Source organism: Bacillus sp. FSL R9-9530 (assembly GCF_038008145.1).
In the GTDB taxonomy this organism is placed as follows: Bacteria; Bacillota; Bacilli; order Bacillales; family Bacillaceae_G; genus Bacillus_A; species Bacillus_A mycoides.
In genome coordinates this window covers 4541549-4563317 of sequence record NZ_JBBOYO010000001.1, presented here as the reverse complement: position 1 = coordinate 4563317, position 21769 = coordinate 4541549, and the positions used below count along the sequence as shown (strand labels likewise).

At 38.2% G+C, this 21769-nt stretch carries 20 protein-coding genes; 6 read left to right on the top strand and 14 right to left on the bottom strand.

Going from position 1 to position 21769, the window contains the following annotated elements:
* The 11 genes from MKX66_RS23020 to MKX66_RS22970 all read right to left on the bottom strand — a co-directional run bounded on the left by MKX66_RS23020 (position 1) and on the right by MKX66_RS22970 (position 13251).
* Complete coding sequence (locus MKX66_RS23020) at positions 1-1104, bottom strand: DgaE family pyridoxal phosphate-dependent ammonia lyase (protein WP_341087193.1); 1104 nt, start codon at positions 1102-1104, stop codon at positions 1-3.
* Entirely contained in the window at positions 1082-2182 is a 1101-nt protein-coding gene (locus MKX66_RS23015; RefSeq protein ID WP_341087191.1) for an amidohydrolase/deacetylase family metallohydrolase, read from the bottom strand. The genes MKX66_RS23020 and MKX66_RS23015 overlap by 23 nt, the downstream gene beginning before the upstream one ends.
* A 276-nt stretch (positions 2183-2458) precedes the next feature.
* On the bottom strand, positions 2459-3319 hold the full coding sequence (locus tag MKX66_RS23010; protein ID WP_341087189.1) for a M15 family metallopeptidase: 861 nt from the start codon (positions 3317-3319) through the stop codon (positions 2459-2461).
* Between the two features lie 82 nt (positions 3320-3401).
* Positions 3402-4508, bottom strand: coding sequence for a HAMP domain-containing sensor histidine kinase (locus MKX66_RS23005; protein ID WP_341087187.1), 1107 nt, complete (start codon positions 4506-4508; stop codon positions 3402-3404).
* Positions 4501-5199 (bottom strand): response regulator transcription factor, encoded by a 699-nt coding sequence (locus tag MKX66_RS23000; protein ID WP_002015820.1) that lies wholly within the window; start codon positions 5197-5199, stop codon positions 4501-4503. The genes MKX66_RS23005 and MKX66_RS23000 overlap by 8 nt, the downstream gene beginning before the upstream one ends.
* Before the next feature lie 205 nt (positions 5200-5404).
* A complete protein-coding gene (gene menC / locus MKX66_RS22995) occupies positions 5405-6511 on the bottom strand; it encodes an o-succinylbenzoate synthase (RefSeq protein ID WP_326997212.1) in 1107 nt (368 codons plus the stop codon).
* Positions 6512-7957 carry an o-succinylbenzoate--CoA ligase gene (locus MKX66_RS22990; protein WP_326997211.1) on the bottom strand — a complete coding sequence of 482 codons (1446 nt, stop codon included), beginning with the start codon at positions 7955-7957 and terminating at the stop codon, positions 6512-6514.
* Between the two features lie 452 nt (positions 7958-8409).
* On the bottom strand, positions 8410-9228 hold the full coding sequence (gene menB, locus MKX66_RS22985) for a 1,4-dihydroxy-2-naphthoyl-CoA synthase (RefSeq protein ID WP_215554572.1): 819 nt from the start codon (positions 9226-9228) through the stop codon (positions 8410-8412).
* A 68-nt stretch (positions 9229-9296) separates the two neighbouring features.
* Positions 9297-10109 (bottom strand): 2-succinyl-6-hydroxy-2,4-cyclohexadiene-1-carboxylate synthase, encoded by an 813-nt coding sequence (gene menH, locus MKX66_RS22980; RefSeq protein WP_033709544.1) that lies wholly within the window; start codon positions 10107-10109, stop codon positions 9297-9299.
* Positions 10106-11860: a 2-succinyl-5-enolpyruvyl-6-hydroxy-3-cyclohexene-1-carboxylic-acid synthase gene (gene menD / locus MKX66_RS22975; RefSeq protein WP_341087184.1), complete on the bottom strand. Its 1755-nt coding sequence runs from the start codon at positions 11858-11860 to the stop codon at positions 10106-10108. Before menD ends, menH begins: the two co-directional genes overlap by 4 nt.
* Positions 11857-13251, bottom strand: coding sequence for an isochorismate synthase (locus tag MKX66_RS22970; protein ID WP_326997210.1), 1395 nt, complete (start codon positions 13249-13251; stop codon positions 11857-11859). The genes menD and MKX66_RS22970 overlap by 4 nt, the downstream gene beginning before the upstream one ends.
* A 193-nt stretch (positions 13252-13444) precedes the next feature.
* On the opposite strand from MKX66_RS22970, the gene MKX66_RS22965 reads away from it, so the two are divergent.
* Together MKX66_RS22965 and MKX66_RS22960 are read left to right on the top strand one after the other, a co-directional pair.
* Entirely contained in the window at positions 13445-14398 is a 954-nt protein-coding gene (locus MKX66_RS22965) for a 1,4-dihydroxy-2-naphthoate polyprenyltransferase (RefSeq protein WP_002015811.1), read from the top strand.
* A 124-nt stretch (positions 14399-14522) separates the two neighbouring features.
* On the top strand, positions 14523-15254 hold the full coding sequence (locus MKX66_RS22960; RefSeq protein WP_002034523.1) for a yteA family sporulation protein: 732 nt from the start codon (positions 14523-14525) through the stop codon (positions 15252-15254).
* Between the two features lie 43 nt (positions 15255-15297).
* Here MKX66_RS22960 and cspD read toward each other — a convergent pair whose 3' ends face one another.
* Positions 15298-15498, bottom strand: a complete 201-nt coding sequence (gene cspD, locus MKX66_RS22955) for a cold-shock protein CspD (RefSeq protein ID WP_001193051.1) — start codon at positions 15496-15498, stop codon at positions 15298-15300.
* A gap of 321 nt (positions 15499-15819) precedes the next feature.
* On the opposite strand from cspD, the gene MKX66_RS22950 reads away from it, so the two are divergent.
* Positions 15820-16602 carry a TIGR00266 family protein gene (locus MKX66_RS22950; RefSeq protein WP_341087182.1) on the top strand — a complete coding sequence of 261 codons (783 nt, stop codon included), beginning with the start codon at positions 15820-15822 and terminating at the stop codon, positions 16600-16602.
* 417 nt (positions 16603-17019) lie between these two features.
* Positions 17020-17169: a hypothetical protein gene (locus MKX66_RS22945; protein WP_000521653.1), complete on the top strand. Its 150-nt coding sequence runs from the start codon at positions 17020-17022 to the stop codon at positions 17167-17169.
* 183 nt (positions 17170-17352) lie between these two features.
* Here the strand turns inward: MKX66_RS22945 and MKX66_RS22940 are convergent, their stop codons facing one another.
* Positions 17353-18123 carry a MerR family transcriptional regulator gene (locus MKX66_RS22940; protein WP_341087181.1) on the bottom strand — a complete coding sequence of 257 codons (771 nt, stop codon included), beginning with the start codon at positions 18121-18123 and terminating at the stop codon, positions 17353-17355.
* A gap of 142 nt (positions 18124-18265) precedes the next feature.
* On the opposite strand from MKX66_RS22940, the gene MKX66_RS22935 reads away from it, so the two are divergent.
* Positions 18266-18988: a lipase family protein gene (locus MKX66_RS22935; protein WP_002034520.1), complete on the top strand. Its 723-nt coding sequence runs from the start codon at positions 18266-18268 to the stop codon at positions 18986-18988.
* Between the two features lie 76 nt (positions 18989-19064).
* Positions 19065-19199 (top strand): hypothetical protein, encoded by a 135-nt coding sequence (locus MKX66_RS22930; protein WP_000911070.1) that lies wholly within the window; start codon positions 19065-19067, stop codon positions 19197-19199.
* 157 nt (positions 19200-19356) lie between these two features.
* Here the strand turns inward: MKX66_RS22930 and glgP are convergent, their stop codons facing one another.
* Positions 19357-21765: a glycogen phosphorylase gene (gene glgP / locus MKX66_RS22925; RefSeq protein WP_215590305.1), complete on the bottom strand. Its 2409-nt coding sequence runs from the start codon at positions 21763-21765 to the stop codon at positions 19357-19359.
* Positions 21766-21769: the final 4 nt, after the last annotated feature.

Here is a 21769-nt window from a genome sequence, read left to right as displayed (position 1 = left end):
TTAGTTTCCCCCTACAATTTCTCTCATTTTTTCTTCAATTACATGTATGTCATCACCTTGAAGTGGGCGTGGATCAATATCAAAGAATCCTTGTCTTACTCCGTAATCACGTGTATAAATTGCGATTTCCCCTTCGCGTAATGCCGTCACAACATCTTTTGCAGTTTTATTTAATTCGTTCTCGTTAATATGAATACGCGCTCTAAAAATTGCTCTTCCTGCCTCATCTTGAACGACCGTTACATTTACACCGTTTAATTCTTTCAGCGGCATAAGTACTTGTAATAACTCTTTTTCTTGTTCACTCTTATCTTCTTTTACTCCATACTCATCAAGCGCTTGAAGTAAACCGAAAGTCGTCTCTTTCCCAACTTTCATACTTCTTCCGCTGCAATGTAATTGCACTTTTAGCCATTCAATATATTTTCGTTTACCGCCGACAATACCGGAAGTAGGTCCTTCAATTGCCTTTGAACCGCTATAAATGGCTAGGTCTGAATACTTCACATATTTTTGAATATCTTCTTCTGCTGCTGCATCAACGATAAGTGGTACATTATTTCGCTGCGCTACTTCCCACGCTTCTTCAACAGAAATCATATTTTTTTGCACTGCATGATGCGATTTCACATAAAGAATAGCTGCTGTATTTTCGCCAATTGCATCTTCAATATGCTCCGCTTTCCCTTCATTTGCGTAACCTACTTCAACGAGCTTACCGCCGCCTAAATAAATCATCGTTTCAACAGGAGCACCGTATTGAACGTTATGACCTTTTAACATAATCACTTCGTTTTTCAGGATTACCTCTTGATGAAGTCGTTCACTTTTACGGCGATTTCCCTCTGTAACGATACCCGCAATAGAAAGTGCAATTCCACTCGATGCTGAGTTCACAACGACCGCTGCCTCTGAATCTAAAATTCTTGCAATATAGTCTCCTGCTTTATCTACTAAATCGGCAATTTCCACATAATTTTGTCCACCATGCTTCATCGCATCCATCACTGTATTTGTCGGAGCGGATACACCTAAAATACTCATTCTACCGCTCGCATTAATAACTCTTTTTAATCCGTACTTAGCATTCAATGAATGACCCATTGATTACAACCCCTTTCGTATCAATTCTTCTTTCAGCAATGCGCTGATCCCCTTCTGAATCAATTAACGTAATCGGCTCATCTTTAACCGTAAACAAAGTTAAGTTTGCAATATCGCCTTCTTGAATACGGCCAAGTTCTGGTTTCTTCAGCCACTCTGCCGCATTTTTCGTCACCGCATCAATTACTTCTTCTAGCGGATAACCTAAGTAAAGGAATTTCGAAAGAACGTGAGCCATACTATACACTGGACCGTGTATACGGTTCTTCCGGTAAATATCTGTACTAATTGTATTAAAAGCAATATCGTGACGCTTCGCCGCCTCTGCTACTTTAAAAGAAAAACTAGCATTACCGTGACCAACATCTAAATGCACACCGCGTTTCACTGCATCTAATAACACAGATATCGGTTTTCCTTCTTCATCAAATAAATTATTTTCTTTCCCGTTTAAGTAATGTGTAATGACATCATCTTTTTCTAAAAGAGGTACAACTTCCTCTATACGCGGAGGAGCTGAACCGATATGTACCATAATCGGCAATGATGTTTCACGAGATAAAGAGCGCGCTACGTGCAGCGGTTCAATTCCGCTATCACAAACGACACTTTTACTCATTCTCGCTTTTAATCCAACGATTACATCTTTATACTTTTCTACTGCATCTATTACTTTCTCTTTATCTATCCATTCCATATTGGATAATTCATCAATTCGTTTCAAACCGATGCGAGAAATATTTAAAAAGGCAAATAAATTCGTTTTTGCCTGTTCTCTACTTTGTACTAAATCTGCGATACGATCAGCTCCGCAGCTTCCCGCATCAACAATTGTCGTTACCCCTTGCTTAACGCCAATTTCATCTACCTCATCGCCATACGGATCAAACTCTGGAAAAGCATGAACGTGCAAATCAATCCAGCCACTCGATACGTAAGTACCTGAGTAATCAAGAACCTTTTCACCCTCGCCAGCACCAGCTTTCGTCACCTGTGCGATTTTATTATTTTCAACTACAATGTCAATCTCTTCCCCGTTCACACGCTTCACATTACGTAGCACGAATCGTTCTGTCATTGTATTTCCACCCTTTTCTATAAGAAGCCATAAGAATACGCTTACATTAAAGTTTCATTTTATATCTCTTTCACATATTTAGAGTATCATGAAAAAAAAGAAAAGTAAATATAACGTTATAATGTTTAATGGTAAATAAAAAAACAATCCACAAAATGTTGATAGTACAGGAAATTATATCAATGATTCGACAAGGAATATCGATTTACCGACAAAAAACGGCAATCTATTTCTTATATGCCAAAAGACTGACCCAAAACGGACCAGCCTTTTTCTCTATTCCTGAACAGTCACAATAACCCCATCCATATTGTTCCCGGAAATTTCATACTGCTTATTTACTGGAACATTCACGTTCATACGATCTGAAACTTTATAATAAGAAACCGTATATTTCTTACCTTCAACCTCCGTTGAAACTTCTTTTTCCTCTTTTAAGAAGTCCAAATATTCCTCTAACGTAATCTTCTTTTTTTGCATAATTGCGCTATGTGGTAAGCCGACATAACGTATGTGCCACGGCTCATATTGAATGCCCGTAATATCACTTTTATTTTTCGGATAACGTAAAACAAATCCGTGCTTCCATACGTTCTCTTCAATCCATTTTCCTTCAGGAGCTTTCTCCATTTTCTTTTGAGTAGACCCAACGTCGAGTGATAACCCTAAATTATGTTCACTATATCCTGCTGGAAGTACATAATCCGATCCCATTTCTTTATATAATTTACTTTGTTCTTGAAAATCTCGGTAACCGCTACTCATTAAGAAATGCTGTACTCCATCTTTCCCAGCTGCATCGACAACGTTCAAAAACTTTTTTACAACACCCTCTGATAAGCGAAGATTTCTATCAAATATTACATAGCCTCTTACTAATTCACTATTGTGATTTACATTGACAATATCGGACCTAACACTATCTTTTTTAACCGGATAATCTCTATTAACTAATAATAGATCACCTTTATAAATTTGTTCCTCTGTAACCTCTATCTTTTCAGTGTTCGCGGCTTTTACTTTATTATCTTTTTCTGCAATTTTAACATCGATCTCCTTTTGAAATACTGGTGATATATAAAAGCCTACACATGCTGTACATATTATAAAAAGAGAAATAAATACCCACTTTTTCATTTCTAGTTCCTCCTTAACGTAACTTACGTATAGAATAGAAAAAACTATTAAAATAAAAAGTGGGGTAAAGTTTAAATTTTTATTAAATTGCTTTGCTCTCTTCTTTTGGTAATCTCACTTCAAATATCGTTCTAATTACGTTACTTTCAGCAGAGATTGTCCCCTCATGCTGTTCGATAATATTTTTTGCGATAAATAGCCCAAGGCCTGTTCCGCCTTGCTGCTCTGATCTTGCCTTATCACCTGTATAAAACATATCAAAAAGATACGGTAAATCTTCTTCTGGGATACTATCTCCGTAATTTATAATTTGTACTACTATCTCTTCACTCTCAATATATCCGTTCACATCAACAAACTTTCCATCGTATCCATAGCGAATCGCATTCGTTAAAAGATTTTCAAATACTCGAGCTAACAATTTTCCGTCACCGTTAATAGGTAAATGCGAATCCATATTCAATCTCGCTTCTAAACCTTTTTTTTCTAATAACGGATATAATTCTTCATCTAACTGTATAAGTAATTCACTTATATCAATTGATCTTTTTTCAATTTGCAACATGCCATAATTCATTCTCGTTATTTCAAATAATTCATCAATTAAGATTTCAAGCCTTTCGGATTTCGTAAAAGCAATTGTAGAAAAATGTTTAATTTGTTCCTTCGTCAAATTCTCATCTTTAAGAATTAAATCTAAATACCCTAAAACAGATGTTAGCGGCGTTCTTAAATCATGAGCTAAGTTGACAATGAGCTGATCTTTACTACTTTCCGCAAAGTCTCCTCGTTCAACCGCTTCTTTTAATTTTTCACTCGCTACATTAATTTCGCGTGCGATATATCCAAACTCATCATTTGATGAAACACGAACTTGATTTGAAAAATCTCCGTTCGCAAGATGATGAATCCCGTTCGAAATCTCATCAAAATATTTTAAATACGGTCTAGTAAGGAAGAAGAAAAACATAATGGACAGAGGAATAAATACAATTAAAAAGAAATTAATGTCCCCAATTTGTCTTACCATTGAACGAAATTGGGCTAAAGGATCCTCATAACGAACTGCTAATTTATAATAGAGACGTAGCCCCTCATAAATTAAATACGTTACGCCACCAGCTAATATCATACTTAACGCAAATAGCATAATCATCTTCGAGCGAAAGCTTCTCATCGTTTTAGCCATTGAAAGTATAACCTACCCCCCACACTGTTTTTATTAACTTATCCTTTCTTTTATCTTCCCCAAGCTTTTTTCGCAAAGTACGGATATGTACCATAACTGTATTTCCACTTTCGTAATACCCTTCAGCCCATACTTGCTGAAAAATATTTTCCACACTGTACACTTTCTTCGGATGACTTGCTAATACATATAAAATATCAAATTCTTTTGGTGTTAATTCAATTGGCTCTCCGTACACATTTACTGTTCTTCGCTCAGGATCAATAGCGACTCCGCCTATTTCTAAAGCAGATTTATTCTCCGCTACTTTCGGCTGATTTAACGTAAGAAATCTACGCAGTTGTGCATTTACACGTGCAACTAATTCAATCGGTGTAAAAGGTTTCGTCATATAATCATCTGCGCCTAATACAAGACCTGTCACTTTATCAAAATCAGATGTTTTCGCACTTAAGAAAATGATTGGCATGTGGTGCTTGCCGCGAATCTGCCTCGTCACTTCATATCCATCCATTTTCGGCATCATAATATCTAAAACCACTAAGTCAATTGGCTGCGTTTGAATAATATGCATGGCTTCTTCTCCATCAGCTGCTTTAACGACGTGGTAACCCTCTTTTTCTAAATGTATCTCAATTAAATCAGCAATTTCCGCTTCATCATCAGCTATTAAAATTGAAATGCGCTTCATTTTAGTCCCCCTACTTTATTCTGTTTTCATACGCTCGATTTTAAACTAGTCTATCCAATTTGTACACTAAGAAAAGGCTACCCGTAAGAGTAACCTTGATAAATGAAATTATATCGGCGATTTTTTAAATATATCGACTTACCGAAAATTAACGAGAAAATCATCCCGCTATTTGCAGGTAGTCAGTACTAATAAAAGCTCCCATTCATCGCTCAAAAATAATCCGCTGCTTTGTTATTTCTTCCAACCTGCCTCGATCTACTTCATACTCACGTTCAATACTTTGCGGTACCCTTACTTTTCCGCCTTCAAGCATCACTTCCGGTGAAATGATATCCTTCTCCCAATGTCTACTAGAAGCAGATATATCTCCAGGAATCGTAAAGTTTGGCAATGAAGCGAGTGCAACATTTTGAGCTCGTGAAATCCCCATTTCTACCATGCCACCGCACCAAACTGGTATGTTATGCTCCATACAATAATTATGGATTTGAACGGACTCTGTTAATCCGCCCACTCGCCCTGGTTTAATATTAACGACGCGGCAACTGCCAAGCGTAATCGCAACACGTGCGTCTTCTAAACTATGGATGCTTTCATCTAAACAAATCGGTGTTTCAATTTTCTTTTGCAACTGTGCATGATCCAGAAAATCGTAATCCGCTAACGGTTGTTCAATCATCATAAGCCTAAATTCATCTAGTCGTTTCAACTTCTCCGTATCCGCTAATGTATAAGCTGAATTTGCATCAGCCATTAACGGGATGTTCGGAAACTCTTTGCGAATTTCTTTCAGCAATTCGTAATCATGTTCTGGCTTTATTTTCACTTTAAAGCGCTCGTATCCTTCTTCCGCGTACTTCTCGATTTGTTTTAACATAACGGGAATTGTATTGATCCCAATCACAACGCCGACTTCAATTTCAGACCTATTTCCGCCAAGCAATATCGCTAACGACTGCTTTTGACGCTTCGCATATAAATCCCAAACAGCACCTTCAATTCCGGCCTTTGCCATTCGGTTTCTCTTTATATGTTGGAACAAAGACGGTACTTCATTCGGATGAGAGATTTCAGCTTTCAATAAATCTGGTAATAAAAAATCCTGAAGTACATGCAGCGCTGTCTTCACCGTTTCTTCCGTATACCACGGTTCAGAAAATGCAACGACTTCACCAAAACCAATGTATCCATCTGTATCTTCTAATTCAATGACGATACTTTCACGCTTTTCATAAGTCCCGTAACTTGCCGCAAACGGGATAATGAGCGGCATTTCCGTTATATAAAGTGTCGCTTTTTTTATTTCCACCTACATCTCCTCCACTAATTGTCTTAACTCTCGTCTTAACAATTTCTTCGAAGCATTTCGTGGTAATTCCTCTAAGAAACATGCTTTCTTCGGCACTTTATATTTCGCTAATTTCTCTTCGCAAAAACGAAGAATTTCTTCTTCTGTTACGTCTCCACTTTTTACAACAAAAGCAGCTGGTACTTGTCCCCAACTTTCGTCAGCCATACCGACAACACCCGCTTCTGCTACCGCCGGATGAGAGAGCAATACTTCTTCAATTTGAGCTGGATATATATTTTCTCCGCCAGAAATAATTAAATCACTGCGGCGATCTAATACGTATAAAAATCCTTCTTCATCTAAATAACCGAGGTCACCAGTATGAAGCCATCCATTTCTGATCGCCTCATGCGTCGCATCTTCACGGTTAAAGTAGCCACCTGTTACGTTCGGTCCTTTTACTACAATTTCTCCTTCAGCACGGGGCGGCACAACTACGCCGTCTTTTTCAATACGAAGCTGACACTGAAATAGTGGTTTTCCGGCTGATCCTACTTTCGTTAACATGTAATCTGCTGTTAACGTACAAATTTGCGATGATGTTTCTGTCATACCGTACGTTTGATACACAGGAATTCCTTTTTCCACACATGTTTCTAATAACGGCTTCGGTGCTGGTCCTCCCCCAAGTAACATGCATCGTAAAGAAGATGGATATATACCTTCGCCAAGTCGTTCTAATAAATCTGTTAGCATTTTAGAAACGACAGAAATAATCGTAACGCCTCTCGTTTGAAGTGCTTTATGAATAAAATTAGCATCATATTTTGGAACGAGTAAAATGCGCATACCGTACATAATATTTTTCATTAAAAGAGATAACCCGCCAACGTGGAACATTGGCATACAAGCTAACCAACAATCATCATCACGAAGCCCTAAATTAAACGAAGAACCGACTGCACTTGCCCAGTGGTTACCGTACGTTAAAATAACGCCTTTCGGTTTCCCTGTCGTCCCTGACGTATAAATAATTGTCATCGCTTCTTCTAAAGAGAATTCTTCTTGTATAAATGCTTCCGCCTTCGGTCCTTGCATCACTTCAGCAAATGAACGTACTGGAACATTTTCCGTCTCAAACTCTTGATCCGTCACTAAACAAACAACTTCCGCATCACCCATTTGCCAAAGTAGCTCTTCTCTTGAAAGACGCGTATTTAAAAGCACAGCTACTGCACCTATGTAAGATAGGGCGTGAATAACTGTAATCATCTCCATACCATTTTTCATCAGAACAGCCACCTTTTGCGCCCGCTTCACTCCTACATGCGTGAGGTATTCACAAACAGATACTACTTTTTCATGCAGCTGCACGAAAGTAACCTTCTCCTCTTCAATTTCAATTGCAGTGCGATCAGGTGTTAAAAATGCACGTTGCATTAACCAATTCGGCATCGTCTCCATCACTCATTCTCCTTTCATGAAAGAAAGAGACCTGATATGACATCAAGTCTCTTAGTTGTTTTGTTTCCGGTGTGATCTTTTGGGAGCGTCTCACATTGTGTGCGAGCCGCTTCCGTCTAAGAACCTTCCGCACGAGAAAGTAAAAAACACTTTCTGTACGAAAGAACCTTAGCCTACGGGGCTAAACAGTCGGCTCCGCTTTTAAAACATCCAGCTACAGCGGCTAGAACAGTCGGTCGTTTCACGCCTTCCTACGAGGCAAAAAGCGCCTCTACGTCAGGAGTTCCAACGCCCTCTTGTTCTAAGCGAGCCGCTTCCGCTTTTAAAACATCCAGCTACAGCGGCTAGAATGTTCGGTGGCTTCACTTCTTCCTACGAGGCAAAAAGCGCCTCTCTGTCAGAAGCTCCATCCCCCTCACATTCTAAGCCAGCCGCTTCCGCTTTTGGTTTGATCACGGGAAACGAGGGAATTGACCGAAGTCGGGACTGCGTTTTTCTTTGAACGCGTCGCGGCCTTCTTTTGCTTCGTCAGTTGTGTAATACAATAACGTTGCATCTCCAGCTAGTTGTTGAATACCAGCTAAACCGTCTGTGTCTGCGTTGAATGCAGCTTTTAGGAAACGAAGTGCCATTGGGCTGTTTGCTAAAATTTCTTGTGCCCATTGTACTGTCTCTGCTTCAAGTTCTTCTAATGGTACTACTGTGTTTACTAAGCCCATATCAACCGCTTCTTGTGCACTATATTGACGGCATAGGTACCAAATTTCACGAGCTTTCTTATGGCCTACCATACGAGCTAAATAACCAGCTCCGTATCCACCGTCAAAGCTTCCTACTTTAGGACCTGTTTGTCCGAATACAGCGTTGTCTGCAGCAATTGTTAAGTCACATACGATATGAAGTACGTGTCCACCACCGATTGCATAACCTGCTACCATTGCGATAACCGGTTTAGGGATTGCGCGAATTAGACGTTGTAAGTCTAATACGTTTAAACGTGGGATTTGGTCGTCACCTACATAGCCACCATGACCGCGAACTTTTTGGTCGCCGCCAGAACAGAATGCACGTCCACCTTCACCTGTTAAAATGATAACGCCAACATTTGCATCATCACGAGCGTGTGCAAAAGCATTGATTAACTCCATTACCGTTTTAGGACGGAATGCATTATGTACTTCAGGGCGGTTAATCGAAATCTTTGCGATGCCATTGTATGTTGAATAAATAATATCTTCGTAATTGCCTTCTTTTACCCATTCAATAGTCATTACTATTACCTCCTCTTATATTTCTGATCTCCGCTATAAGTGCAACTTCCTTCTTGCTGAAAAAAGTATCACTGCATAGTTTTTAGAAATCCCTTTACTATTGTATCAAACTTTTCCGGTTGTTCCACATGAATTGCATGGCCAGCCCCATCAATTTTGACAAATTTCGCATGAGGGATGCATTTTTCGATGTTTTTTAATATGCGAAAGAACTTTTCATCGCTTTCTCCATTCAGTAAAAGGACAGGCATTTTTAGGTTTTGCAATTCGTTCCACCATGAAGGCTGAGCCCCTGTTCCCATGCCGCGAAGACTATTTGCAAGTCCTTTTGGATTATTAGCAAGTCGTTCTTTTCGCACCGCTTCTTTTACGCTTTGCACTAAACGTTTTTGCGTTTCAAATAGCGGAATATTTTCCCACATCGATACAAAACTTCGGATGCCTTCTTGCTCAATTTTATCGGCAAGTCGTTCATCTTTTTCCTTGCGTTCTTTTCGCTCCTTTGCACTCTCAAGTCCAGCTGTACAGTTTTCTAAAAGAAGCGAACGCACATATTCTGGATATAAGCATGCCATCGTAATCGCAAGTCTACCACCCATTGAATAGCCAAGTATGTGCGCATTTTCAATATGAAGATGATCCAGTAGTTCTTTCATTTGCAGTGCCACATTTTGAATATCATAATGCGTCACATCTTCAGGACTTTCCGTTTTCCCGTGTCCAACAATGTCTACTAGAATGACTTGAAACTGCTCGCTCCAAGAAGGAATAAAGGAACCCCACGTTTCCATGCTTCCCGTAAAACCATGAAGAAGTAGAAGTGGTTCCCCGCTTCCGGCTACTTCATATTCATACGATACACCTTGCAATGTTACTTTCATTTTGATTCACCTTGCAAAGATGTAGTAATAACGTCCATTGTTTTTGCCCATAGTTCACGATGTAATTTCAAGTTTTCTTCGCGATTCGTACAAATTTCCACAACGTTTAATCCATTCGTTTTCGTTCCAGTTTGTACTTCTTCTCGGAAGTTTTCCCAACCATTTACACGGCTAAATGAACCACCATACATTTTGACAACATGTTCATAATCAAGCCCAATTGGTGTTCCAAATAATGATTCGAAATGTTCCTTTTTCTCGTATTGTGGTAAGAATGAGAAAATACCTCCACCATCATTATTTACAACAACAATCGTTATATTTAACTCATGTAGTTTCGCGGCTAATAGTCCGTTTAAATCGTGATAAAATGATAAATCACCGATTACTAATACGAGCGGATCACAAATAATACTCGCTCCTAAAGCTGTTGAAATGATTCCATCAATACCATTTACACCGCGGTTCGCCATTACTTGAATGTTTTTATCCGATGTGAAGAAAAATGAATCGGTATCGCGAATTGGCATACTATTACTCGCAAATAACGTTGCCCCTTCTGGTAATACACGTACAATATCCGTAATTACTTTTCCTTCAAATGCCGTTTCATATGTTTCCATCTCACGAAGCGTTTCTCTCGTTTTCTCGTTTATATGTTTCCACATTCCGAACCAATCATTCTTTTTCATAACTGGCATTTTCTCTAATAATGCTCTGCAAAATTCACTGTCACTAGCTTGTACAACTTCTGTCGCAACTAAAGCTGGATCTCTCCATTGTCCAGATTCATCGACAACGATATGAACAGCTTTCGTTTGTTTTTTGATGAACTGCGTTAATGCTTTAGAGACAGGCATTCCTCCGAAACGAATTAAAACATTCGGCTTCCACATTTCTTTTAACAATTCATTTCGTAAAAATGTATCGTAACAATCTATAACCATCGTTTTATCATGATTACCACTACGGAGGTTAGAAAGTGGATCTGCTAAAATTGGATACCCTGTTTTCTCAGCTACTTTCATAACAACTTCTGTTATTTCTGGATGACTGCCGTCTCCACAAATAATAAGCCCCTTTTCCATATGTGAAAGGCGCCCTACAAGAGAATCTACATATTCACTCGGCATCGTCACGTTCCCTTGCTGAACTACTCCTGTATATTCACCACGCCCTTTATCCCATAAACTTTCTAATGAGAAATCCGGTATAAGCGGCTCGCGAACTGGAAAATTAAGATGAACAGGTCCTTGCGGCGCTAGAAGTGCGCTTGCTATCGTACGCTGCGTTGTCATTCGAGCGTAATGATACATTGCTTCACTCGCTTCAGGAAGTGCCATCTCTGTAAATTGCTTCACAAAAGTACCGTATAAATTAAATTGATTCATCGCCTGTGGTGCACCCACATCTCTTAATTCATGCGGTCTATCCGCTGTTAATACGATAAGCGGCACTCGTGAATGAAACGCTTCACATACAGCTGGATAATAGTTCGCTGCTGCCGTCCCTGACGTACATAATAGCGCAACAGGACGTTTTTTTGCTTTCGCAATACCGAGCGCAAAAAATCCTGCTGATCTTTCGTCTACATGTAAATATGTTTTCATTCCTTCATGTTGTTCCATTAGTAAGGCAATCGGCGTTGACCGTGAGCCAGGACTAATGACAACATCACATACATTTAGACGCGTCAGTTCGTCCACGAACGCGCCTAAATAATATGATAATGCTTCTATATGATTGTTCATTTCATTAATTCCTCCAAAGCACCAAGCATCGGTCTAAACTTCAAACTTGTTTCTTCATATTCAAGCTGCGCTACTGAATCAATTACGATACCACAGCCGGCAAACAAGGATGCCTTCTCGCCATTTAATAATCCGCAGCGAAGTGCAACCGCAAATTCACCATTTCCTTCATCATCTATAAAGCCAATTGGTGCACCATATAATCCTCTATCTAAAAGCTCTACATCACGAATTAATTTCAACGCCTCATGACGAGGTGTACCACCAAGAGCTGGTGTTGGATGTAATTCTTCTACCATCGTTAAAAGACTTGCATCACCATTTGCTTCTACTGGCGTATATAAATGGATTAAATTTTTCGTCGTTAATAAGCCTGGGCTCTCCGGAATATTAACAGATTCGCAATGCTCACTTAGCACACCTCGAATCATGTTAACTACATAACCGTGTTCAGCCAAATTCTTTTCATCATGAAGAAGCGTCTCACCATTTTGTTTACTTTCTTCTATAGAATTGCCATGACCAATTGAACCAGCAAGGCACATCGATGTGAACTTCTCGCCTTCTTTTCGAATCAATCGCTCAGGTGTCGCCCCTAAGAAGCATGCTCCTTTATAATCAAAAGAAAATACGTAACAATCCGGTTGCCCAATGCGAAGCGCTTCTAAAACAAGAACGGAATCAATATGCTGATCCATCGTTAATTTTAGCTCCCTTGCTAATACAACCTTCTGCACGTTCCCTTGCTTCATTTCATCTTGCACTTTTCCAATCGCGTTCATCCAGCTACTCGGATCAACTTCTACTTTAGAAGTAACTGTTAATTTTGATCCTACTAGTGCACATTTACTCTCTTGTAAAATTCTCTCTTCTACAGAAATAATTTCGTTATAAAGAGTTTCTGCACAATCTTCAGCTGAAACGAACTGATTAATCGTTAACCACGCCTTTTCATTTTTTACAGTTAATAAAAATGCTGGTAGTGAAAATGTGGTATCATCAAATTCTTTCCAAAGATTCGTTTTTTCTTTTTCTTGGTCAAATGAAAATCCACCAAATAAAAGAGGACCTGTTCCAAATTCGTATCCTTCTCTTTGTACGAATGCTTTCTCTTTTACTTTATCCCACTCGTCACGAGCAGTTTGAAAGCGTTTGTGAGAAGAATTTGCTATAGTGAAAACAGAGCCAATTCCAGCAAATATTACATGCTGAGCTGGGTCTGCAAAATAACATCTATTTTCGAATGCGATCCTTTTTCCTGCTGCATAAAACAGAAGTGGATCCACCCAATCTATTTGTTTTACAAAACTAACTAATGTTTTTTCATCAGTCGTACGCTTAATAGCTGTAACAAGAACTTCTTGTAAGCCTTTTCGTTTCGTTTGAATCACAATTGTCTCCCCCCTATGGGCGAAAAATAGTCATAATTACGCTTGATTTTAAGATACACCTCAAAGGAAAGGCCTGTCAACGTTTAGCATTTCTGAGAAATTCACCTTCTCTTCCTAGAAAATAAACGTTGACACTAAATGATGCTTTTTCTACACTTAATTGTGTACAATATGTGACCAAGGAGGATTCAACATGGAAATGAACGTCGAAACGAATTCCTCTCCTACGGCGCCAAAGCCAAGTAAACAAACAGGCTGGCGAATTTGGTGGAGTTTATTACGTCCCCATACATTAACAGCAGCTTTCGTTCCTGTTTTCATCGGAACAGCTTTTGCAATGCAGGTCGGAGGTATAAATCAAATACATCTTCCTCTTTTCTTTATGATGCTTCTTGCTTGCCTTCTCATTCAAGCAGCAACGAACATGTTTAATGAATACTTTGATTATAAAAGAGGACTCGATCATGAAGGTTCAGTTGGAATCGGAGGTGCTATCGTCCGCGATGGCATTAAACCAAAAACCGTGCTTAACTTAGCATTCGGATTTTTAGGAATCGCAACGCTATTAGGTGTTTATATTTGTATGAACTCTAGCTGGTGGCTTGCTGCAATCGGTCTTGTTTGTATGGCCGTTGCTTACCTTTACACTGGTGGCCCCATTCCAATTGCGTACACACCATTTGGAGAGCTAACAGCAGGATTATTTATGGGTGTCATTATTATTGGTATTTCATTCTTTATCCAAACAGGGGCAGTAACATCAGAAGTGATTTTATTATCTATTCCAAGCTCCATTTTAATTGGTGCAATTTTACTATCTAACAATATTCGTGATTTAGATGGTGATAAAGAAAATGGTCGTAAAACGTTAGCAATTCTCGTTGGACGCGAAAGAGCCGTTGGTGTACTTGCTTCTATGTTTATCGTTGCCTACATTTGGACAATCGCTTTAATCATCGTTAACATCGTATCACCATGGATGCTTATCGTATTCTTAAGTGTACCGAAAGCATTTAAAGCGACGAAAGGCTTTATCGGCAAAAGCATTCCAATGGAAATGGTACCTGCGATGATTTCAACAGCAAAAACAAATACAATTTTCGGTCTCCTAATGGGAATCGGATTATTGCTTGGATACTTCCTATAGAAAGGAGCTGCTTATGCGGCTCCTTTTTTCATATACCGACTTCCCGGCTGAAATTCATCTCATAATTCCTACTCCCAACGCTCATACTATGTAAAGAAACTGAATTGTAGGAAGGTGGACGACTATGTTAACTCCACAACAAATAAATCAATTTAAATCTATTCTAGAAAAACAACAGCAAGAAGTTGAACAAACGATACAAACTCATGAAGATGAAAACCGTGCATCTGAACGTGATTCAGTAGGAGAATTGTCTAGCTATGACAACCATCCAGGTGATATGGCTACAGAATTGTACGAACGTGAGAAAGATTTCGGACTCATCGAATTTTGGCATAAACAGTTAGAAGATACGAAACATGCTCTGCAAAAAATTGAAGCTGGTACGTACGGAATTTGCGAAGTGTCTGGTGAGGAAATTCCATTTGAAAGATTAGAAGCAATGCCAACTGCTACAACGTGTATTCAGCACACTACAAATAAATTAGATATGAAGGCGCGCCCAGTTGAAGAAGAGGTGCTAAATTCTTCTTTTCATAAGCACGACGAAGATCATTCTGTAGAGTACGATGCTGAAGATGCTTGGCAAGACGTCGCAAATTACGGAACATCAGAAACACCATCCGATTTAGAAAGACAGGATTCAAAAAACTATAATGGCATGTACGTAAATAGTGAAGAAAATGTTGGGTATGTAGAGGATTTCGAAAACTTTATTGGAACAGATATGTATGGAAAAAACCCACAAGTTTTCGCAACAGAAGAACATGAAGAATATGAACAATTGCTTGATGACTCTGAAGAACGAACCTTTAAAGGTGAATTATCTTCAGATGAGTCTGGTTCTAAAGCATAAAAAAAGCATTCCGAAATTCGGAATGCTTTTTTTCGCTAGCTAATTAGTTTTTTGTAACGTTAGCTGCTTGTGGTCCGCGGTTTCCATCAACGATTTCGAAAGAAACTTCTTGACCTTCTTCTAAAGTTTTGAAGCCGTCGCCTTGAATAGCTGAGAAATGTACGAATACGTCTTCTCCGCCTTCAACTTCGATGAAGCCAAAACCTTTTTCGCCGTTAAACCATTTAACTTTACCTGTTTGCATGTCATGTACCTCCTAAATAAAAATGAAACTATGAATCCACATGAAAAGGTGGATATAAAGGACATGAATGTATAACAAGCTTACAGCCTTTAATACAACGTGCTTTATTTCCGTACCACATTATGTAGCTCAATAGTGTTTTCACTATATCATGCTATATCAAAAACGTCAAATGAGAACACTTTCGTCCCATCGTTTTTTATAATTCTAGTATAACCTTAAATTTTCATTCTATTTTTATTCAAAAATTAATAAAACTACAGTATTCTAATTCCTTTGATTTCTGTACAATATAATTACTACATATGATGAGGTGAAAAAATGCAAGCACATGAAATCGAGTATAAATTATATGGCGATGATATGCAGTTTGTTGAAATTGAATTGGATCCAGAAGAAAGCGTTGTCGCAGAGGCTGGCGCAATGATGATGATGGAAGATCATATCGAAATGGAAACGATTTTCGGTGATGGTTCTGGACCATCTAATGGTCTATTCGGTAAATTAATGGGCGCAGGTAAACGTCTCGTTACGGGTGAAAGTATGTTTATGACTGTATTTACAAATACAGGTCATGGCAAACGACACGTATCATTCGCCGCTCCTTATCCTGGAAAAATTATTCCTGTTGATTTAACAGAATATCAAGGAAAAGTAGTCTGCCAAAAAGATGCATTTCTTTGTGCCGCAAAAGGTGTTTCTATCGGAATTGAGTTTACTAAAAAAATAGGAACTGGTTTCTTCGGTGGTGAAGGTTTCATCATGCAGAAACTTGAAGGTGATGGTCTAGCTTTCATGCATGCAGGCGGAACTGTATATAAGCGCGAATTAAAACCTGGCGAGAAACTTCGCATTGATACAGGTTGTCTCGTTGCAATGACGAAAGATGTTAACTACGATGTTCAATTCGTTGGAAAAGTAAAAACAGCTCTATTTGGCGGCGAAGGTTTATTCTTCGCAACGCTAGAAGGTCCTGGAACGGTTTGGATTCAGTCCTTAACACTTAGCCGCTTAGCAGCACGCCTTACAAGCCCAGCAGCTCAAAGCAGCGGTGAAGGCAGCGTTTTAGGCGGACTTGGTCGCCTTTTAGATGGGAAAGAATAAATAGTGTCCTTCTGGGGCCTTAGCCATCAACTTAAGAGAATGAATAAAATTAAAACACCCTTTCATAGTACTGCATGAAAGGGTGTTTTAATTTACGTCTACAAACAACAACACGTTGGTTGAGGAGTTACGCATACTAGGTGAAAAATTCCGAAATGAATTTTCCAAATCATCAGTCCATGAGGTTAGATAATATGTCCAGACATAATGCTGTCCTCGTTTTTTCTCCATTTTGGTTCACCTCGCATTATTTAGATAAAATCTGCCTTAAGCTAACGGGCAGGTTAGTTTAATAAGGTAATATTTGGATTAAGATAGATATAAGTAAAAAATTAATAAGGTTTACTTCAGTAAAATAAGGTATATTATATTGGTTGAATAGATTCTCTTTAAAGACAAGAAAAGTAGGTGAACAAAGTGGGAAAATATCAATTGGATTACAAAAGTCAGGTAGCTGTGGCAAAGTTTCATGAAAAACAGACGCCTGCCAAATTTGATAAAAAGCAGCAACTTGAAAAATTGCGTGCGGAGTATTTGAAAAAAAAGCAAAAACAAACAGATAAATAACACGTTACATTTTCCCTAATTTTCTGTATATGGTGCAAACAAACACAAGAAAATAGGTAAGTTATTCATCGTTCAAATATATACAGGCTATTTTTCAAACCTCTTACTTAATGAACTAACGCATGCGTTAGTTCATTAAGTATAACTAAAAAAGTCGATTCCTTGAGATTGAAATCGGCTTTTTTATTTAGGTGGACTATACAAACCATTTTTAACCATATAACATTCCATCGCTTCATTAAGCCATAACTCTTCTTCCTCTGTATAAGGAAAAGGCATCGTATTATTATATTGTTCTTCTACATTCTCTAATTTACCTAGAGAATACATTGTCTCTTCACCGACATACTTAAGAGTCGCTTTCATATGTTCATCAACCAATTTTTGCACTTCTGAATCTTCAATTTGTCTTCCAAATAACCTTTTCACTTCTTTTGCTAAACGCATAAACTCTTTATCAAGTGCTATGTCCTCTTCTTCCGGCTTATTATATAATCCATCAGCCACTTCTTTTGATACATATTCTTCAAGCCATAAACGTTGTTCATTTTCTTTTTGGATACTATTAATTAAGCTCATTAATATGTTACTATCTACCTCTTCATCTTCCTCAAGGTATACCATTGTTCGTTCAATCGCCTTTATCGAAACTTCAAGTTGTTTTTTCTTTTCTTCAAAGGCTACTCTTTGATTTTGTAATGTTTCTTTTAAGCTTATATTCAAACTTTTCACATTGAGCATGACACGAATTTCTTCTAAACTATATCCTAATACTTTAAGACTCACTATTTTTTGGAGCGCTAATATATCTCTATCTTTATATACACGGTGTCCTGAACTTATATTTTTTTCAGGTTTAAGCAGGCCAAGTTCATCGTAATACTGTAGTGTCCTTATTGATATACCTGTTCTCTTTGAAAACTCACCAATTGAATACCCTTCCTTTTTGCTCATCCTACACTCCTCCTAACAATATGTTTACAAAAATCATACTCCCTCACGTAACTGTAGGTTCAAGCCTTTTTTCAAAAAAGAATGAATCAAGTCCCTCACTGCATATATTGAACTATACCTTTTCTTAAGGAGGGCTTGCTTGATGCGTACTCCTTTATCCTTTGATAAAGATACTGCCATATTGTTAGCATCTTGTTGTGAGTTAACGTATGAACAATATAAACAAAATGGGATTTTTGAAATACCTGATGGATTCCAATATGTACAAGGCTTTCAAGGAAAAGCGATTCAAACGATGGAATGGTTTGGGTTCATATTAGAATCTGAAGATACGATTATTGTAGCTTTTAGAGGCACACAAACAGATACAGATTGGATTATCGATTCACTCGTCAACCAAAGACCATACCCATACGCTTTAAATAGCGGAAATGTTCATAACGGCTTTCTTTCGATTTATGAATCTTGCCGGGATTCTATTATGGATATGCTCGTGTCATTACCAGCCCATAAGAAACTTCTTGCAACAGGCCATAGCTTAGGCGGCGCGCTCGCCACACTACATATACTCGATGCGCGTATCAACACCGCCTTCGCACAGTACGGTCTTTATACATTTGCCTCTCCCAAAGTGGGCGATATTGTATTTCGTAATTATTATAAACTACAAGTAGCTAGTAGCTTTCGCTTTGTTAATTTATTTGATGTCGTTCCTCTTCTCCCTCCGCGCAATGTCCATTTTAATGAACAAGACTGGGAATATGCACATGTTCATCACAACATGACTTTTACAAAAAACACAAAATCTATTACAAATAATCATGCCATGACAACATACAAAACATGTCTGACTTCTCATTTTTAACCAGGTAATGATTGGAAACCCTATATCCTTATACTATAATAATATATGAAGTTATTTTTGGATGAGGGGACCTTACATGCTAAAATTTATCTTTGCACTTTTTCTCATTGTAATTTTTACGTTTACAGGTTTCTTTACATTTTCATACTTTGCGACGGGAGAATATGATGGAACAGGTATCATATATACCGCTATCCCATTTCTTTCTTAAGCAAAAAAAGAAAACCGAGCTTAATGAGATTAAGCTCGGTTTTTTAAGTGATTATATTCCTCTTTTAAAAGTGAATACACTTTAGCGTCCCTATACGTATTATTCATTTTTACACTTTGTCTCCATGAATAAAAGTCCCTTCAAAAGGGACTTTCACTTAATACTGTGTAACCGCATTACCAATACTCCAAATCTCATTACTATACTGTAAAATCGTTCGATCACTCGCAAAATGACCAGACTGTGCAATATTTAAAATCGACATTTCTAGCCACTTCGTTCGGTTTTCATACGCTCTACCAACAGCTTCTTGCCTTTCCGCATATGGACCAAAATCTCGCAGAACGAAGTATTCATCATTTTGAATTACGAGAGAATCATAAATCGCTTCAAATTCAGCTCCCGAATGTGCAAAGAAACCATTCGTTAACTGATCTACTACTTTTTTAATATGCATATTGTGGTGATAATAATCACTTGCACGATATCCACCATTTTGATAGTAATGAAGAACCTCTTCCGCTGTTAAACCAAAAATGAAACAGTTATCATCACCGACCCGGTCTTTTATTTCAACATTAGCTCCGTCTAACGTTCCGAGTGTAATCGCACCATTCATCATAAATTTCATATTCCCTGTTCCTGATGCTTCTTTACTCGCAGTTGAAATTTGCTCACTCACATCCGCAGCTGGGAATATATCTTCCGCTAAAGACACTCGATAGTTTTCTAGAAAGATAACTTTCATATATTGGCTTACGTACGGATCATTATTTACTTTCCTTGCGAGTTCATTGATTAATTTAATAATTTTTTTCGCATAGTAATAGCCAGGTGATGCTTTCGCTCCAAAGATAAAAGTACGCGGATAAAATGTAAAACTAGCATCCTCTTTCAAACGGTTATACAAATATAAAATATGAAGAACGTTTAATAGTTGTCGTTTGTAAGCATGTAGTCTTTTTACTTGCACATCAAAAATAGAATTAGGATCAATTATAATCCCCATTTTATTATGAATACGCTCCGCTAAAATCTCTTTACGCTCTTGTTTTACCTCTGCAAATTTCTCTTGGAAACTCGCATCGTGTTGAACTGTTTGCAGCGCTTGAAGCTTAATCGGTTCTTTCTTCCACTCTGTTCCAATCGCCTCTGAAATCAGGTTTGTCAGCTGCGGATTCGCCTTCATTAACCAACGTCTATGAGCGATTCCATTCGTTTTATTATTAAACTTATCTGGATAAAACTCATAAAACAATCGCATTTCACGTTGCTTTAAAATTTCCGTATGAATTTTTGCTACACCATTTACGCTATGGCTACCGACAATTGCTAAATGAGCCATTTTCACAAGATCATGCGCAATAATCGCCATCTCTTCAATACGATGCCATTCATATGGATAACGTTCCCAAAGTTCATGACAGAAACGTTCATTAATCTCCTCAATAATCATATAAATTCTCGGTAATAACGGTTTAAAAATGTGAATTGGCCACTTCTCAAGCGCTTCTGATAACGTCGTATGATTCGTATAAGAAATCGTTTGTGTCGTTATGTGCCATGCTTCTTCCCATGCTAGTTTTTCTTCATCTAATAAAATACGCATTAGTTCTGGAATCGCCAAAACTGGATGTGTATCATTAATGTGAATCGCAATTTTCTCATGTAATTGACGAAGGTCACCATATCTTTCTCTATGCATACGAACGATATTTTGCAAACTTGCTGATACGAGGAAATACTGTTGCTTCAAACGAAGTATTTTCCCCTCATCATGCGTATCATCTGGATATAAAAACTCCGATACAGCCTCTGTTTCACGCTTATATTTCAAAATATCTTTGCAATTTTGCGGGAAAGGAACTGGTTCAGCATTCCAAAGTCTGAGTGTATTTACAGTACTCGTCTCATAACCTACTACTGGAACGTCATATGGTACTGCCATAATCACTTCTGCATTCGTATGCCTGAACTCTAAACGCCCATCAATGTATAGCGGTTCAACATTGCCGAAATAACTTACTTCTACAGCTTGATCATGCCTTCTTACTTCCCATACGTTTTCATGAAGAAGCCACTGTTCTGGAAATTCAACTTGATAACCATCAACAATTTTTTGATCAAATAAGCCGTGTTTGTAACGAATTCCACAGCCATGACCTGGTAAGTTTAAAGATGCAAGTGAATCAAGGAAACAGGCTGCTAATCGTCCAAGTCCACCATTTCCAAGACCTGCATCTGCTTCCACCTCTTCTAATTGTTGCAAAGAAATCCCAAGCTCAGAAAGTCCTTGTTCACATACATCCCTGATGCCTAAATTTAATATGTTACTTCCAAGCAAACGCCCAAGTAAAAACTCAATGGATAAGTAATACATTTGCTTTTGCTCTCCAGACCGATAACTTTCGTTCGTTGCAATCCATTGACTATTCATATACTCACGTACCATGTACCCAAGCGTATTGTATTGATCACGAGTTGTAGAGTCTTTAAAACTTTTACCATACATCGTCTCTAACTTTTCTAGAAAAGCTGATTTGAAACTTTCAACATGAGTAAACATTTCT

Coding starts and splice junctions, on each gene's coding strand:
- MKX66_RS23020 (WP_341087193.1), bottom strand. CDS start 1,104: ATGGGTCATTCATTGAATGCTAAGTACGGATTAAAAAGAGTTATTAAT.
- MKX66_RS23015 (WP_341087191.1), bottom strand. CDS start 2,182: ATGACAGAACGATTCGTGCTACGTAATGTGAAGCGTGTGAACGGGGAA.
- MKX66_RS23010 (WP_341087189.1), bottom strand. CDS start 3,319: ATGAAAAAGTGGGTATTTATTTCTCTTTTTATAATATGTACAGCATGT.
- MKX66_RS23005 (WP_341087187.1), bottom strand. CDS start 4,508: ATGGCTAAAACGATGAGAAGCTTTCGCTCGAAGATGATTATGCTATTT.
- MKX66_RS23000 (WP_002015820.1), bottom strand. CDS start 5,199: ATGAAGCGCATTTCAATTTTAATAGCTGATGATGAAGCGGAAATTGCT.
- MKX66_RS22990 (WP_326997211.1), bottom strand. CDS start 7,957: ATGGAGACGATGCCGAATTGGTTAATGCAACGTGCATTTTTAACACCT.
- menB (WP_215554572.1), bottom strand. CDS start 9,228: ATGACTATTGAATGGGTAAAAGAAGGCAATTACGAAGATATTATTTAT.
- menH (WP_033709544.1), bottom strand. CDS start 10,109: ATGAAAGTAACATTGCAAGGTGTATCGTATGAATATGAAGTAGCCGGA.
- menD (WP_341087184.1), bottom strand. CDS start 11,860: ATGAACAATCATATAGAAGCATTATCATATTATTTAGGCGCGTTCGTG.
- MKX66_RS22965 (WP_002015811.1), top strand. CDS start 13,445: ATGGAAATGAACGTCGAAACGAATTCCTCTCCTACGGCGCCAAAGCCA.
- MKX66_RS22960 (WP_002034523.1), top strand. CDS start 14,523: ATGTTAACTCCACAACAAATAAATCAATTTAAATCTATTCTAGAAAAA.
- cspD (WP_001193051.1), bottom strand. CDS start 15,498: ATGCAAACAGGTAAAGTTAAATGGTTTAACGGCGAAAAAGGTTTTGGC.
- MKX66_RS22950 (WP_341087182.1), top strand. CDS start 15,820: ATGCAAGCACATGAAATCGAGTATAAATTATATGGCGATGATATGCAG.
- MKX66_RS22940 (WP_341087181.1), bottom strand. CDS start 18,123: ATGAGCAAAAAGGAAGGGTATTCAATTGGTGAGTTTTCAAAGAGAACA.
- MKX66_RS22935 (WP_002034520.1), top strand. CDS start 18,266: ATGCGTACTCCTTTATCCTTTGATAAAGATACTGCCATATTGTTAGCA.
- MKX66_RS22930 (WP_000911070.1), top strand. CDS start 19,065: ATGCTAAAATTTATCTTTGCACTTTTTCTCATTGTAATTTTTACGTTT.
- glgP (WP_215590305.1), bottom strand. CDS start 21,765: ATGTTTACTCATGTTGAAAGTTTCAAATCAGCTTTTCTAGAAAAGTTA.